The following is a 15,550-nucleotide window of genomic DNA, read 5'->3' as shown; positions in this document are numbered from 1 at the left end:
TTACATATAAATATGCATATTAAAATTAATATTCCTTAATTTAATAAATAGTGGATAAAAAAATATTTTTTTACATTTTAGTAAGCTTAAAAATTTGATTTATTTAAATAAATGAAAATTTTCTTAAAAAAAATATATTATTTAAATATGAAAAAAACTATGTTAATTATTTATGATGGCTTAGGAATGAGTAATACAATCAAAGGTAATGCTTTTAAATTAGCAAAAACTCCGACTTTTGATAGATTATTGAGTGAATATCCTAATTCATTAATAAAAGCAAGCGGAGAATTTGTGGGTCTCCCGAATGGTCAAATGGGCAACAGCGAGGTTGGCCATTTAAATATAGGAGCTGGTCAAATTGTTTATACAGGGTTAAGTTTAATAAACCAAGCTATTGTTAAAGGAGATTTTTCTAAAAATCCTGTTTTTATAGATGTTTTCGATAAATGTAAAGATGATAATTCTACTCTTCATTTAATTGGCTTATTGAGTCCTGGGGGTGTTCATTCATCAGAAGAACACTTATTTCAACTACTCAATTTAGCTCATAAAAACAACGTTAAAAAAGTTAGTGTTCATGTTTTAGGTGATGGTAGAGATGTGAAGCCAAAATCAATTATTAATTCTCTTAAAAAACTAATTAATCGTTGTGAAAAATTTGGCTATGAGATAGCAAGTATTGGCGGCAGATTCTTTTGCATGGATAGAGATAAAAATTTTGATAGAGTCGAAAAACATTTCAATGCTATGCAAGGGATCGGAATAAATACATTTGATAATTCCATTGATTACATAAATAGTCAATACAAAGAAAATATAACAGATGAATTTTTTGAACCTGCTTATAACCCTAATACGAATTTGATTAAGAATGAAGACTCAATTATTTTTTTTAATTTCAGACCTGATAGAGCAAGGCAATTAACACACTGCTTCATTGGATCCGACTTATATGATTTCCAACCAAAAAAACACATTAAAATTAAAAACTTTATTTCAATGATGAAATATGAGGGTCTAAAAACAAATGTTGCTTTTGAAGAAATGGTTATTAATAAACCTATCGGAAAGGTTATTGAGGAAAACAATTTAAGTCAATTAAGAATTGCTGAAACTCAAAAATATGCGCATGTTACATATTTTATGGATGGAGGAAAAGATATTGAATATAAAAATTCTAAAAGAATTATGGTTCCATCATTAAAAGTAAAAAGTTATTCTGAAGCACCTCAAATGTCTGCTTATGAAATAACTGAACAAATATTGAATAACGCTTCTAGTGTTGATTTATCAATAATTAATTTTGCTAATGCTGATATGGTTGGTCATACTGGTGATTTAAATGCAACAATTCAAGCTATCGAACATTTAGACAATACATTAGCAAAAATAATTGAGTTTGCAAATAAGGAAAATATTACTATTTTTATAACTGCAGATCACGGCAATTCAGAGGTTATGCTGGACGAAAACGATATGCCTTCAACTAAACATACTGATAATCCAGTTATGTTAGTTTGTACAGACAAAAATATAAAACTAAGTAATGGAATATTAGCTAATGTTGCGCCAACAATTCTTGATTATATGAACATAAAACCAAGTATAGAGATGAACTGCAAATCATTAATTGAGATGAGAAGGGAATATAAAAATGAAAAATAAAAGAATTTGCTTTAGTGATGTTGATGGAACAATATATGAATATCCAAATAGAAATTTACTAGAAGAAGTAAAAAATTCCGTTTTGTTTGCAAAAGAAAAAAATAATATTGAATTTGTTTTGAATACAGGCAATCCTCTCTTACCTAAAATTTTTGATTTAGCAAAAGAATTAAATTCAAATTACATAATTGCTGGTAGCGGAACACAAATTTATGATTGTAGAAAAAATGAACTTATATACAAAAAATTTATTTATCATAATGAAGGAATCAAAGTATTAGAAATTGCTAAAGATTTTAATTTAACTGCATTTTTTTATGATGAAGACAATCTTTATTTGTTTAACTCTGAAGAATCTACGAAAAAATTCTTAGAAAATTTCATGGACTATCATGATTGAAAAATTACTAACAAACTGCCTAAAAACATTTTTAAAATAGAATTGATAAGTTCTAACAAAAACTTAATTGATGCAGCTTTTGATAGGCTAAATTCACAAAAATTATTACTAAATATTGAAAATCTAAAGTCATATATTGAAATTGTCCCTGATAAAACATCTAAAGGTTCAGGTATCAAATGAATATGTGAAAATGTGTTTGAAGCAAATCCAGATAATGTAATGAGCATAGGAGATAACATTAATGATATACCAATGTTTAAGGAATGTAATTTCTCTTATGCTATGGATAATAGTGCCGAAGCTGTTAAAAAAAACTCTAATTTTTACACATCTAGTGTAGAACAAAATGGTTTAGGTGAAGCCCTTGAAGATTATGCGTTTAGAACTAGATTTCTTAAATAAAGGTAACTAATATACTTTTTTTAAAAATTAAATAAATATTTATTACTTGTTTATTTGTAAAAATTGCATATATAATATTACATATACATATTGATAATATTTTCTTAAATATTTATTAGAATATTTTAAATGTAGAAATAACAATAACTATTTTTAAAAGAAGAAGGAAGAACCTATGAATATAGATAAATTTAATGAAGGTGAAAACAGAGAAAATAATATGTTTAATTCTAATCAACATGATTTAAATAATATTGATCATCAAAAATCACCATATTCAATGAATCCAATGCAAAATGCACAACAAAGAGGACCTATTCCTCCCAGACAAGGTCAAACTAGAACAATGAACATTCCTCCTTTTGGCCCACAACAAAGAGGACCTATTCCTCCTAGACAAGGTCAAACTAGAACAATGAACATTCCTCCTTTTGGCCCACAACAAAGAGGACCTATTCCTCCTAGACAAGGTCAAACTAGAACAATGAATATGCAACGAACAACTAGTGTCGCAAACCCTCAATCATTTTTAAGATGAGTTGATTGAAACTTATTCTTATGATTTAGAAAACCTTGATATGCAGTTATTATTTTATGTTTAATAGCTATTTCATGTGTGTCAGGCATTGTTTTCCCATTGATAAGTATATTTAGTGACTTAGAAAACATACCTAATTTATTAGTAAATTTATTTGCAACTCTTATTTGTTTATACCTATTAATTGGTTCATCACTAATGGCTATTCATATTACAAATGTAACGCTAGCAAAAACAATGCCACAAGTAATTCAAAAAGTAGAGTTTCTAAAACTAGCATCAGTTATGCTTCCATTTATGTTTATTGCATTTATGATAATGAATACTAAAATTGATAATCCAAATTCCAAATTCTCAATTTGAAAATCACAAAAATTAATAAGCCACCAAAGAGCACGTCAAGCTTCACAATTTAGAAATCCAGCTCAAACTAGAACTTCTACATTGCAACTTACTGGTACAACAACAATTAATAACCCTTTTATGCAACAAAGCAGGCAAACTAATGTTGCTCCAGAACAAGGACAAGATTTAAACTTTAATTATCAAGACTCTATTCAAGATAATGAAAATGAATAATAGTAAATAAGATAACTAAAAATATTTAAGTAGGTATAACCTACTTTTTTATATCTCTTTATATATTCTTAATATTTAGTATTAGTATAAAATATTAAAATATGAAATTATTTAATTTAAAATCAATGGAAATGCGTGTTGCGGAAAAAACACTTAAGAAAATAAATCAATATGAGCCACTTATTTCAAAACTAAGTGATGATGAACTAAAAAATAAAACTAGACAATTTAGATCACGTTTAGCAAGTGGTGAGACAACAGATGATATTAGGCCTGAAGTTTTTGCCGTTTGTCGTGAAGCTACAAAAAGAATTTTAGGAAAAAGGCCGTTTGATGTTCAAATGATTGGTGGAGTTTTATTAGATTTAAGTAGTGTTGCAGAAATGAAAACTGGTGAGGGTAAGACAATCACTTCTATTGCTCCAGTTTATTTAAATGCTTTATCAGGAAAAGGCGCAATAGTTTCAACTGTTAATGAATATCTTTCAGAACGTGATGCTATCGAAATGGGACAAGTGTTCAATTTTTTAGGTTTAACTGTCGGAATTAATAAAGCTCAAATGGAACCACATTTAAAAAGACAAGCTTATGCATGTGATATTACATATTCTATCCACTCTGAATTAGGATTTGATTATCTAAGAGATAATATGGCAGGTTCATTAGAGGAAAAAGTTCAAAGAGGACTTCATTTTTGTTTGATTGATGAAGCTGACTCTATTCTTATTGATGAAGCAAAAACACCATTAATTATTTCAGGCGGTGAAGGTAAAGATGTTAACACATATTTTTCTGCTGATCAATTTGTTAGAACACTAACTCCAGATGATTATGAAATTGATGAAGAATCTAAAGCTATTTCTTTAACATTTAATGGTGTTCAACGTGCTAATCAATTTTTTAACATTGAAAATCTTTATGATATAGAAAACTCTGAATTAGTTCATAGAGTTCAAAATGCATTAAGAGCTCATAAAGTTATGAAGAATAATGTTGAATATATAGTAAGAGAAGGAAAAATAGAATTGGTTGATGCCTTTACAGGACGTATAATGGAAGGCCGTGCATATTCTGAAGGTTTGCAACAAGCACTTCAAGCTAAAGAGCAAGTTGAAGTTGAACCTGAAACAAAAACTTTAGCTACAATTACTTACCAAAATTTTTTCCGTATGTTCGAAAAGCTTTGTGGTATGACCGGTACTGCGAAAACTGAGGAGCAAGAGTTTATTGATATTTATAATATGCGTGTTAATGTTGTTCCTACAAATAAACCGGTTATTCGTGTAGATCATGATGATTCAATTTTTGGCAACTATGAAGCTAAATGAAAAGCAGTTACTGAAAAAGTTAAACAACTTTATGAAAAGGGACAACCAACGCTTATTGGTACAGCACAAATTGAAGATAGTGAAATATTGCATAAACATCTATTAAAAGCTAATATTCCTCATACCGTTTTAAACGCTAAGCAAAATGCTAGTGAAGCAGATATTATTTCCAAAGCCGGTGAAGTTAAATCAGTTACTATTGCTACTAATATGGCTGGTCGTGGTACAGATATTAAGCCAAGTAAAGAAGCGCTAGAATTAGGTGGTCTTTATGTTATTGGAACTGATAGAGCCGAAAGTAGAAGAATTGATAATCAGTTACGTGGTCGTTCAGGTCGTCAAGGTGACCCCGGTGAATCAAAATTCTATGTTTCCCTTGATGATCAATTAATGCAGCGTTTTTCAAATTATGAAGAGTTTAAAGAATCCTATGCCGATAAAGGTGATTCTGAAATTACTAATAAAAATCTTCAATTTGGATTTAAACACGCTCAAAAGAAAATTGAAGGTTTTAACTATGACAGCCGTAAAAGTGTTCTTCATTATGATGACGTTATAAGACAACAAAGAGACTTATTCTATGCTCAAAGAGACCTTATACTAGTTAATGATGATGTTGAGTTTATTCTTAAAAAAATGATGAAAAATGTTTCTAATCAATTAGTTAGTTCGAGAGAATTTAGAAATAATTCAGGTAATTTTGAATATTATAAATTTGTTGATTATTTAAATACATTAGTTTTAGGTGCTGGTGTTAAAGAAAAATTTAATAGAGATGAATTGTCAAAGATTCATGAAACTGAACTAAAAGATTATGTTTATAACAAGTTTATTGAATTTTTTGAAATATGAAAAGGTATAGCTATTAAAAAAACAGATCAAGAATATTTAAAAGAATTTGAGAAATCTTCAATGCTTTCAATTATTGACAGATATTGACAAAGCCATATTGATGTTATGGATAAGCTGCGTTCTAACGTTAACCTTGTTCAATATTCACAAAAAAATCCTTATCAAGTTTATACAACTGAAGGAAGTAATAAGTTTGAACAAATGCTTAAAGATATTGCTTTTGATGTTGTTAAGAAGATCTTTAATGATAGATTAGGACGCGAAAGCATTATTCCCGAGAGTGTTAAAAGCGATCCTATTTATCAACAACTTGTTGCAACACTTGTATTGGATGAAAATTGAACTATTGAAGAGCAAGAAAAGTATATTTTAGATTTTTATGAACAAGTTAAATCTAAAATTAAATCTGAATAGAGCTGTTTTTGTATTTAAGATAGTTTTTGGTAAAATGTAATTATGATTTTATTAATCGTAGATAGCGGAGCAAAATATGAAATTTTTAAATAAACCAGAAAAAGAGATAAAAAAAACAAGTAATGTCTATCATGTTACAACCAAGGGAAATGAATGGCAAGTTAAGAAAAATAATAGTTCAAGAGCAACAAAAATATTTGCTACGCAAAAAGAAGCAATTGATTTTGCTAATGACTTATCTAAAAAAAGTAATGGCACTGTGCTAATTCATAGAAAAACTGGTAGGATTCGTGATAGTATTAAGCATAAGAAAAAGATATAATCTTAAATACCTCACAAGGTATTTTTTTATAAAAAAATTAGCATTTAATGCTAATTTTCCAATAATAATTATTCATTTGATGACTTTTTAACTTCTTCAACTAATTCTTTATTAATTGTATCTTCATATGGTTCAAGAAGTTCAGCCATTTCTTCAAATTCTTTTTGAGAAAATGATGGCATAACAACTCTAAGTGTTATTTTTAAATTACCTGTTCCTTTAGAACTTTTAACACCTTTTCCTGACAAATTTAATACTTTACCTGTTTGATATGAGGATTTCAATTTAATTTTTGAACTATTGTATGGAGTTTGAACAATAACTGTATTTTCTTTAATAATATCTAAAAAAGAAACTGGGAAGTCAAATAGAACATCTAATCCGTTACGTTTGAAATATTTATGTGATTTTACGGAAATAACTACATACATATCTCCTGATTCACCGCCGTATTGGCCTTTTTCACCAAAACCAGTAAGTTTGATTTTGTCTCCATCGTCAGTTCCTTCAGGAATATTAATTGTAACTTTTTTAGTTTTTTTAGTATATGTTGTACCTTTACATATAGTACATGGTTTTAAAATAACTCTACCAGACCCTGAACAATTTGAACAGGTAGAAATTGTTTTTTGATATCCAAAAGGAGTTTGCAATGTTTTAGCAACACTACCCGTACCGCGACAAGTAGGACATGTTGCAATATCTCTTGGAGAATTAGCGCCTGTTGCCTTACATTTTGAACAAAGTTCTCATTTTGGCAATTCTTCCTTAATCTTAGTTCCCTTTATAGCGTCTGCGAAACTAATTGAAATTTTTTTTGCTGTATCTTCTCCTCTTACTTTTTCATGAGCAGGAGCTCTTCTAGCACCACTAGATGTTGAATTAGTAGATGAACGTCTTTGTTGACTAGATGAAGATTTTCTACCTGATGTGAAGTTTCCAAAGAAACTATTGAAAATGTCTTCAGCAAAATTGCTAAAACCACCCATGTTAACATCCATACCACCAGATCTTTGACGAGATGTAGGACCAGCACCACCAGGATATCCTTGTGGACCATCAGGGCTTCCATAACGGTCATAATTTGATTTTTTCTTTGGATCCATTAATACTTCATATGCTTCATTAAGCTCAGCCATTTTTTGATCACTTGTTCCATCCTTTAATTTATCAGGGTGATATTTCATAGCTAATTTACGGTATGCAGATTTGATTTCTTTTTCAGTTGCGTTTTTATTTACGCCTAGTACTTGATAATAATTTTTTGACATAATGTAATTATTTTAGCATATAAGTGCTAAGAGTGCTAAATATTTATTTTTAGTATCTATAGTTTTTTTGTATTTCATGTATTAAAAATATTAATTGAATTATTTGGACTAAATTTCTTTATAAAAAACTTTAATTTGTAAAACTATTTTAAAGAATGAAATCATTACAAAACAACTCTAAAATTGATGAATGTGATTGATTTTTGTATTCAAAATTTCAAAAGTTTATAAATTATTAGAGCTATGCTTATATTAGGCACTTTATCTATTTATAATGTAAATAGATTATTTACAAATAATAATCACTTAAGGAGAGATATGAAAGAACTTGTTTTTAAAAGATTTATTGTACGTAAACCAGGAAAATCAATGGTAGAAGGTATCAATGATTGAGCGGAATTAGAACATTTAGGCAAGCCTGAATATTCTAAAGCTCTTGCTCAATGAGAAGAATATGTTAAAAAAATTAAATCATTAGGAATTGATGTTATTGAATTACCAGCGCTTGAAGAATACCCAGATTCATGTTTTGTAGAAGATCCTGTTGTTGTAATTCCAAATGAATTGGCAATTATGACTAACCCAGGAGATAAGACACGTAATGGTGAAAAATTAGAAATGGAAAAGGAAATCAAAAAACTATTCTCATCAGATAAAATAAAATACATTAAGAGTCCAGGTTTTATGGATGGTGGTGATGTTTTACCAATTGGAGATACATACTACATAGGTCTAAGTAAAAGAACAAATCAAGCAGCAATTGATCAATTTGCTGAATTTGTAAAACCTCTAGGCAAAAAAGTTATTGCAATTCCGGTTACTGAATTTTTGCATTTAAAAACTGGAACAACATATATTGAAAATAATAATTTATTAGTTACGGGTGAATTTGAATTAACAAAGGAATTTCAAAAATTTAACTTAATTAGAATTCCTAAAGAAGAAAATTATGCTGTAAATGTTATTTACATCAACGGAACATTATTTATGCCAGCGGGATATCCTAAAACAAAAGAAATGTTATCTAAATTAAAGGGCTATAAACAAATTGTTGAATCGGATACATCTGAATACAAAAAAATTGATGGCGGATTTACTTGCTTATCCGTAAGATTTTAGATAACTAAAATAATTATCAACATAAACATTTGCAAATTTTAGTAAATGTTTATTTTTATATTTTTTTATTTTTCTTATAAAATAAGAATTATATCAATGATATTTTAATAATGCCGCCATAGCTCAGGGGCAGAGCACATCCATGGTAAGGATGGGGTCGTTGGTTCAATTCCAATTGGCGGCACCATATGTTAATTCACCAAATATAAGTAATAGAAAATTACTTTTTTTATTTAAGCAAGAAAGGGATTGTGATGGGCAACAGTGTAAAACAAGATCAAGCTGAAAAAATGTTTGGTAAAATGCCTGTTAAGAAAGCAATTTGACTTGTTGTATTACCTTCTTTAATGATTTCTCTCATGGTAGGTTTATATACGTTTATAGATTCAATTTTTATTCAACAATTTGTTCCTAGAACAAGAATGATTTTTGATACTTCGAGTGGTATTAAAGGCGAAATATATTCGTTTTTAGATTCAGGTATTCCAAGATACTCACAGGAACAATACAATTCATTTTTTAATTTATATAAAAATGTAGTTCCTGAATTAAATGGAAATTTAATAACTTCAACTTGTAATGCATCATTTCAACCAATTGTAATTTTTTCCAATTCAATCGTTTTTTTAATTCCGATAGGGGGTAGTGTTTTTTATTCTAAATGTATAGGTAAGAATCTTGAAAGAAGTGGAAAAGACTTGTGAGCAACATTATTTTGAACAACATTAGTTCTTTCACTTATAGCCACAATTATTTCTTTTATATTTGCAAGTTCAGGATTACTTGATTATATCGCTGGAACAACTCACCTAAAAAACACTAAAATTCCAGAAGCTGATGCGGCAAAATGACAACCCTATTATGATGCGGCACATAGATTAAGTGTTTCATGAGCTAAACAATACATTTATCTCTATGCAGCTGGAACTTTTATGCAAGGTTTAAGTTTGTACTTATCTTATTTTATTAGATCTGAAGGTTATTCTAACTATGCTATGGGCGTTAGCATAGTTTCAAACATAATAAACATTGTTTTAGATGCGATTTTAATAATTGTTTTTAAATTAGGAGTAATGGGCGGAATAATTGCAACTTTAGTTGGTTGATTCTTCAATCTAGCTGCATTTTTGATTTATTTATCTTATATGAACAAGAAGCAAAAAACTTGACTGATGTTATCTCATTTATTCAAATTTAAGTTTAATAAAAAATTATTAGGTCCAACTATTTTAATTGGTTTAGGCGGATTTTTTAGAAGTTTTGGAATAGCTATTTCTTTTGCAGTATTAAATATACTATTAACGAAAACATCATACCAATTGGCTGGTCAATATCAATTTCAATTAGCAAAAGCTTCTCCTATCCTTTCTCTATTGATAATTTCAATATATGGGATAAATGATGGGGCAAGACCTATGCTTTCATATAATTTTGCACGAAATAAAATAAGTCGTTGTAAAGAAATATATTGATGAACAATGCTAGTTGCTATTGTGTATGCAATATCTAGTTATATTTTTGTTGCAGCTACTGCTCAAGCAATGTTTGTTCATATTCTAAACACCGCAAAAGCTGCGCAGCCGGGTGTTGCTAAGTTTATTAGAGTCATTACTTTAAGAGTAATATTTATTTCATTTTCAATTAGTTCAGTTTTAATTTTTCAGGGGACAAATGATATTGGTAGAACAATGATTGCATCAGTTATTGAAAGTTTACTTTATGTTTTAATAATTGCTCCAATAAGTTATTTTATTGGATTAGCAGTCTTTAAATCAACGGGCGGGGGTAACGGTTTAAATGAAGCAAGTAATTATGTAATTATTATCTCATTTGTTGTTAATTGTTTATTTTCATCAGCTATTTTATTTGGCTATTCTTGGTGATATATTAGCAAAAAAATGCCTAATTTATCTAAAGAAAAATTATCGTGAGGTCGAAAAATTGAAAATCAATTTATCGAGGAAGCCATTAAATATGAGAAAGAATTTAATCCTGATTTTAAACTAACTTTCTAACATTTTTAAGAGTAAATATTTTTAATTATTAAGTCCTAAATGTATTAAAATATTATGTATAAAATTAATTGGAAATAAAGGAGTACTTATAATCAATTCTTGAGACAAATATAGCGATGATGATTGATTTTTAGATGATTTTGATGATTATACTGAAGAAGGAAATAGATCAGTTATAAAAAAATATCAAAAAATCAATAAGAAAAAAACTCGCAAAACACGTGCTAAAAAATATGATGATTTCTATGAGGAATAATTTCCAACTAATGTAAGCAACCTTATGGTTGTTTTTTAATCTAATTTTATTCTTTTTTTACTTTCAAATTGGTATTCAGTTGCAAATAATTTTCCATCACTAAAATTAAGTTCTAGTGAATTTGGTTTCTTGTCTTCGGAGGCATAATATATTTTTACTCTTTTATTATTTATAAATGTAAATGCTCCAGGGTTAGAAGAAAATGCTCTTATTATATTAAATGCTTCTTGCTTCTTTAGTTTTGGTATTAGTTCGCCATCCGCTTTGTTTAATTTAGGACTTAATATGACTAATGATTCATCTTGTTTTTGGGGCGTTAATTTATTGTCTTCAAGATCTTTAATTCATGTAACAATATTATTTTTGGCTAATTCTTGTAGTTTTAAAAATAGAGAGTCAGAAGTGTCTCTTTTATCAATTTTTATTTTTGCACATGAAAATACATCACCAGCATCCATTGATTTGATCATTTCCATCAAGCAGATACCAGTTTCTGCATCGTTATTCAATAATGAGTATTGAATAGGCGCTGCACCTCTATATTTAGGAAGCAATGAACCATGTATATTTAAGTTCTTTTTTTTAGCTAGTTTTAAAACACTTTCTGGTATAAATTGACCAAAAGCACAAGTTATTAAATAGTCATATTTTAAAATTTCTAGTTCTGAATATATTTCCTTTATTTTTTCAGGTTGAAATAATTTTATATTGTATTTCCGAGCTAATAATTTAGTTGGAGTTGGTTCTAAATGATTTCCTCTTATTGCTCTTTTGTCCGGTTGACTAACTATAGCAACAACGTCAAAATTATTGATTATTTCTTCAAAAATTGGCACACTAAATTGAGGGGTTCCTGCTAATACTATTTTCATAATATGATAATTATAAAGTTAAATTGTTATTTAAAAAGATGATTTTACTCATCTTTGTTAATTGAAATATTTTGATTGTTTAATTCATGGATTTTATTATCAATGTATTTAACAACTTCATCTGCATTTTTTATAAAGAATACTTGTAGTGGATTTTCGAGATGTTTAACATCTATTGATATTGTTTGGTGTAAGCCTTTTCTATTAGGTTTCCCAAATGTATCTATTGAGGATATATCTTTGTATTCATATAATTTTGTACCTTTATGAGTTTTGATTTTAATACCTTTTTCTCCAACTGTTAAATTTGTCATTTTTATTTTAACTCACATCCATGTAAATGATAATGTAAACAAAAAACAAGCTAGAGATAATATTCCAAAAAGAATTAGTTCAAAACTTGGTTCGTATTTAATAAAAGATATTTTTTGGTATTTATCATATTCATCTATAAATTTAATTAAAGACACAACTGAACAAATGAACATTCCAATAGATAAAAAGACTAAAATTGCAATGCTTTTCTTAATTACTTTCATATATATTTTTCTCCCGTTAAAAATGTTGTTCAAATTAATTGTTTCATAAAAAAAAGAAAACCGCGGGAAAATTTTGGTTAACAATCACAAAAATTTTAAAAATAAGATAGAAAAAGTATAAGAAATTAAAATAAGGAAGACTTTGATCGCCCTTATTTTATGTTTTTTATTATTTAAAGTTCTTTAAAACAGCTTTGTAATTGGGTTCTAAACCTACTTCTTTTACATATTCGACATGTGTTATTTTTTCATTTTCATCAACTACAAAAACTGCTCTAGTTAATAAACCAAGTTCTTTAATTTTAGTTCCTGTTTTAACTCCAAAATCATTGTATTTAAACTCGCTTAATGGTTGCACATGTTCATTGCCACTAGCCGCACATCATCTACCAAAAGCAAATGGCAGATCGTATGAAATTACTAAGATAGGTGTATCTTCTTTTTCTTTGAAGTAATTCATAAATTTAGTAGTTTCTATTTCACAAACGCCAGTATCAATTGAAGGGATGGAAAAGATTAATTTTTTCTTTCCCTTAATTGAAGAATAGTCAAAGTCACTTAAATTTAGTCCTACAGCTTTAAATTCAGGGAATACATCTCCAACTTTTAATTGGTTTCCAACTAAGGTAATTTCATTTCCTTTAAATGTTATTTTCATATTTTTATCTCCAATTCAATATACCTTTTTATTATATTATGGTTGTATAAAAGAAACAAAAAACAGGCTTATGAGCCCATTTTGATTAAAATTTATGAAAAATTATTTCCAAACTGATATTGCATTTTTAGCTATTAACAATTCTTCATTGGTTCTTATTACATACACCTTAATTTCACTATCTTTAGTTGAAATAAGTTCATATTCACCTATTTTTCCTAAGTTTTTATTTTTATCTAAAACAACTTTTTTATAGGTGATTTGGTCACAAACCTTTTGTCTTAATTCAGGTGTATTTTCGCCAACACCAGCCGTAAAAACAATAGCGTCTACATTAGGTCCAATTTTATTTAAATATAAAGCGGTGTAGTCAATTATTTTTTGTGCATATAAATCAAAGGCAAACTGAGCTTGTCTATTGCCGTCTTGAATTGCTTGGATGATATCTCTCATGTCATTTGATACACCACTAACTCCTAGCAATCCTGATTTTTTATTTAGTTCTGATGTTATTTCTTTGATATTTAATTTTAATTCATTAGCAATAAATTCATGAATTGAAGGATCAATATCACCCGATCTTGTTCCCATCATAACCCCTGCAAGAGGTGTTAGGCCCATTGTAGTATCAATTGATTTCGAATCCTTAACAGCACATAAACTTGCTCCATTTCCTATGTGTAAATTAACAAAATTAACACTTTCTTTTTTAAGAATTTCTTCAAGTTTTTGGGTTATAAAATCATGACTGATGCCATGTGCACCGTATCTTTTAATACTAAATTTTTTAGTTCACTCATATGGTATTGGATATATTGAATTAACTTCAGGAATTGTTGTATGAAATGATGTATCAAATGTTGCACTTAATTTTGCATTTGGCATTACTTCTTGAAATGCTCTAATTGCTTGAAGTGAACCAGGATTGTGAAGCGGAGCATATATAGATGCTTGCGTTATTTTTGTAATTTCATCTTCACCAATTCTAATAGCTGATTTGAAGAAATCGCCACCATGAACAACCCTGAAACCAATTATTTCAATTTCATTAATATCAGTAATTAGTTTAATTTCTTCCATTAATTCTAATATGTGTTTAACACCAATTTTGTGGTTTGGCATATCGACATTTTTTATGTGTTCGTTTCCATTATACTTTATTTTAATCAGACCATTTTCTAAACCGATTCTTTCAGCTAGTCCGTTTGCGATTAATTTTAAGTTGTCTTTCTCAAATAGTGATAATTTAATGCTACTACTACCAGCATTAATTACTAAAACTTTTTTATTCATTGTTTTCTCCTTGTGTTTGTAATGCGGTTATTAAAACAGTATTAATAATATCATCAACTGTCGAACCTCTTGATAAATCATTTATTGGTTTATTTGCTCCGACAATTATTGGGCCTATTGCTCCATAGCCGCCAAAGCGTTGGACTAATTTATATCCTATGTTTCCTGAGTTTAAATCTGGAAATATTAAAGTATTAGCAGTTTCTTCGTATGAATTATCTTTATATTTTGCCTTTCTAATATTTAAATCAATAGCTGCATCTAATTGAATTTCACCCAAAGCTTTAACACCGATATATTTCTCGTTAAACTGATTTGTTGCTAATTTAACTATAGTTGTAGATTCATTGACTGCTGAACCGCTAGTTGAGAAAGACAAAAATGCCAATCTTGGATCAATTCCAAATGATTTTGTAAATTCAGCTGCATTCAATCCGATTTGAGCAAGATCATCAATTTTTGGTTTTGGATTTACTGATATGTCGCTAAAGAATGATGTTTCTTCATCTTTATGCATAATCATGACAGATGATATTAAAGATTGATTTGCCTTAGGTCCCACAATTTTAAAAGCAGACATTAAAATATCACTTGTAGGGTATAAAAGACCACCAACAACTCCATCCACATCATTATTTGCTAACATTGTTGCTGCAAAGTATGGTCTAGTTGCAATCAACTTTTTAGCTTCATTTCTTACATCATTTTCAGATTTTCCTTTGGCCATGTCTTTTGGCGCTCTTATTTCAAAGTATTTATTTTCTAGATCTTGTATTCTAGTAGAGTCGTTTTTTATATTGATAAAGTTTAAACCAGATTTATCTTTTATTTCATTTTCAATAAGTAGTGTTAACTCTAAAAATTTATATTTTTTAAGTTTTGTTGCTGCTTCTATCATTCTTGGATCATCACCATCAATTAAGGCTATTTTAATTTTCTTATCAATTGTGTCTATTCTATTTTTTAAGATTTTTATGAAATTCATATTATTTTTCCTCCATTTTTTATAAAAAAATTTTAA

13 protein-coding genes and 1 tRNA gene are annotated in these 15,550 nt (G+C 28.3%); 8 read left to right on the top strand and 6 right to left on the bottom strand.

Annotated features, from left to right (window positions below):
- Positions 1-147 precede the first annotated feature (147 nt).
- The 5 genes from gpmI to JXZ90_RS01780 all read left to right on the top strand — a co-directional run bounded on the left by gpmI (position 148) and on the right by JXZ90_RS01780 (position 6,506).
- Positions 148-1,668: a 2,3-bisphosphoglycerate-independent phosphoglycerate mutase gene (gpmI, locus tag JXZ90_RS01800; protein WP_205848072.1), complete on the top strand. Its 1,521-nt coding sequence runs from the start codon at positions 148-150 to the stop codon at positions 1,666-1,668.
- Positions 1,658-2,473 (top strand): Cof-type HAD-IIB family hydrolase, encoded by an 816-nt coding sequence (locus tag JXZ90_RS01795; protein WP_205848071.1) that lies wholly within the window; start codon positions 1,658-1,660, stop codon positions 2,471-2,473. Before gpmI ends, JXZ90_RS01795 begins: the two co-directional genes overlap by 11 nt.
- A gap of 175 nt (positions 2,474-2,648) precedes the next feature.
- The gene (locus tag JXZ90_RS01790) at positions 2,649-3,590 is read left to right on the top strand and encodes a hypothetical protein (RefSeq protein ID WP_205848070.1); all 942 of its coding nucleotides are present in this window, start codon (positions 2,649-2,651) and stop codon (positions 3,588-3,590) included.
- Between the two features lie 101 nt (positions 3,591-3,691).
- Positions 3,692-6,184, top strand: a complete 2,493-nt coding sequence (gene secA / locus JXZ90_RS01785; RefSeq protein WP_205848069.1) for a preprotein translocase subunit SecA — start codon at positions 3,692-3,694, stop codon at positions 6,182-6,184.
- Between the two features lie 76 nt (positions 6,185-6,260).
- Positions 6,261-6,506 carry a DUF2188 domain-containing protein gene (locus tag JXZ90_RS01780; RefSeq protein WP_205848068.1) on the top strand — a complete coding sequence of 82 codons (246 nt, stop codon included), beginning with the start codon at positions 6,261-6,263 and terminating at the stop codon, positions 6,504-6,506.
- A gap of 68 nt (positions 6,507-6,574) precedes the next feature.
- Here JXZ90_RS01780 and JXZ90_RS01775 read toward each other — a convergent pair whose 3' ends face one another.
- The gene (locus JXZ90_RS01775) at positions 6,575-7,777 is read right to left on the bottom strand and encodes a DnaJ C-terminal domain-containing protein (protein WP_241003392.1); all 1,203 of its coding nucleotides are present in this window, start codon (positions 7,775-7,777) and stop codon (positions 6,575-6,577) included.
- Positions 7,778-8,095: 318 nt separating this feature from the next.
- Here JXZ90_RS01775 and JXZ90_RS01770 point away from each other — a divergent pair, with 318 nt between their 5' ends.
- The 3 genes from JXZ90_RS01770 to JXZ90_RS01760 all read left to right on the top strand — a co-directional run bounded on the left by JXZ90_RS01770 (position 8,096) and on the right by JXZ90_RS01760 (position 10,911).
- On the top strand, positions 8,096-8,896 hold the full coding sequence (locus JXZ90_RS01770) for a dimethylarginine dimethylaminohydrolase family protein (protein WP_205848067.1): 801 nt from the start codon (positions 8,096-8,098) through the stop codon (positions 8,894-8,896).
- A 112-nt stretch (positions 8,897-9,008) separates the two neighbouring features.
- Positions 9,009-9,083, top strand: a tRNA-Thr gene (locus JXZ90_RS01765).
- Positions 9,084-9,150: 67 nt separating this feature from the next.
- Positions 9,151-10,911 (top strand): hypothetical protein, encoded by a 1,761-nt coding sequence (locus JXZ90_RS01760; protein WP_241003391.1) that lies wholly within the window; start codon positions 9,151-9,153, stop codon positions 10,909-10,911.
- 291 nt (positions 10,912-11,202) lie between these two features.
- On the opposite strand, the gene JXZ90_RS01755 is transcribed toward JXZ90_RS01760, so the two are convergent.
- The 5 genes from JXZ90_RS01755 to JXZ90_RS01735 all read right to left on the bottom strand — a co-directional run bounded on the left by JXZ90_RS01755 (position 11,203) and on the right by JXZ90_RS01735 (position 15,514).
- Positions 11,203-12,039 carry a methionyl-tRNA formyltransferase gene (locus JXZ90_RS01755; protein ID WP_205848066.1) on the bottom strand — a complete coding sequence of 279 codons (837 nt, stop codon included), beginning with the start codon at positions 12,037-12,039 and terminating at the stop codon, positions 11,203-11,205.
- Between the two features lie 44 nt (positions 12,040-12,083).
- Positions 12,084-12,578, bottom strand: coding sequence for a hypothetical protein (locus JXZ90_RS01750; protein ID WP_205848065.1), 495 nt, complete (start codon positions 12,576-12,578; stop codon positions 12,084-12,086).
- Between the two features lie 169 nt (positions 12,579-12,747).
- Positions 12,748-13,236: a thiol peroxidase gene (gene tpx, locus JXZ90_RS01745; protein ID WP_205848064.1), complete on the bottom strand. Its 489-nt coding sequence runs from the start codon at positions 13,234-13,236 to the stop codon at positions 12,748-12,750.
- 102 nt (positions 13,237-13,338) lie between these two features.
- Entirely contained in the window at positions 13,339-14,529 is a 1,191-nt protein-coding gene (locus JXZ90_RS01740; RefSeq protein ID WP_205848063.1) for an acetate/propionate family kinase, read from the bottom strand.
- Positions 14,522-15,514 (bottom strand): phosphotransacetylase, encoded by a 993-nt coding sequence (locus JXZ90_RS01735; RefSeq protein ID WP_205848062.1) that lies wholly within the window; start codon positions 15,512-15,514, stop codon positions 14,522-14,524. The genes JXZ90_RS01740 and JXZ90_RS01735 overlap by 8 nt, the downstream gene beginning before the upstream one ends.
- Between the last annotated feature and the right edge of the window lie 36 nt (positions 15,515-15,550).

The organism is Mycoplasma sp. Mirounga ES2805-ORL, from assembly GCF_017084445.1.
GTDB lineage: Bacteria > Bacillota_I > Bacilli_A > Mycoplasmatales > Metamycoplasmataceae > Mycoplasmopsis.
The sequence above is the reverse complement of the archived record's forward strand: the minus strand, read 5'-3'. Positions and strand labels throughout refer to the sequence as shown.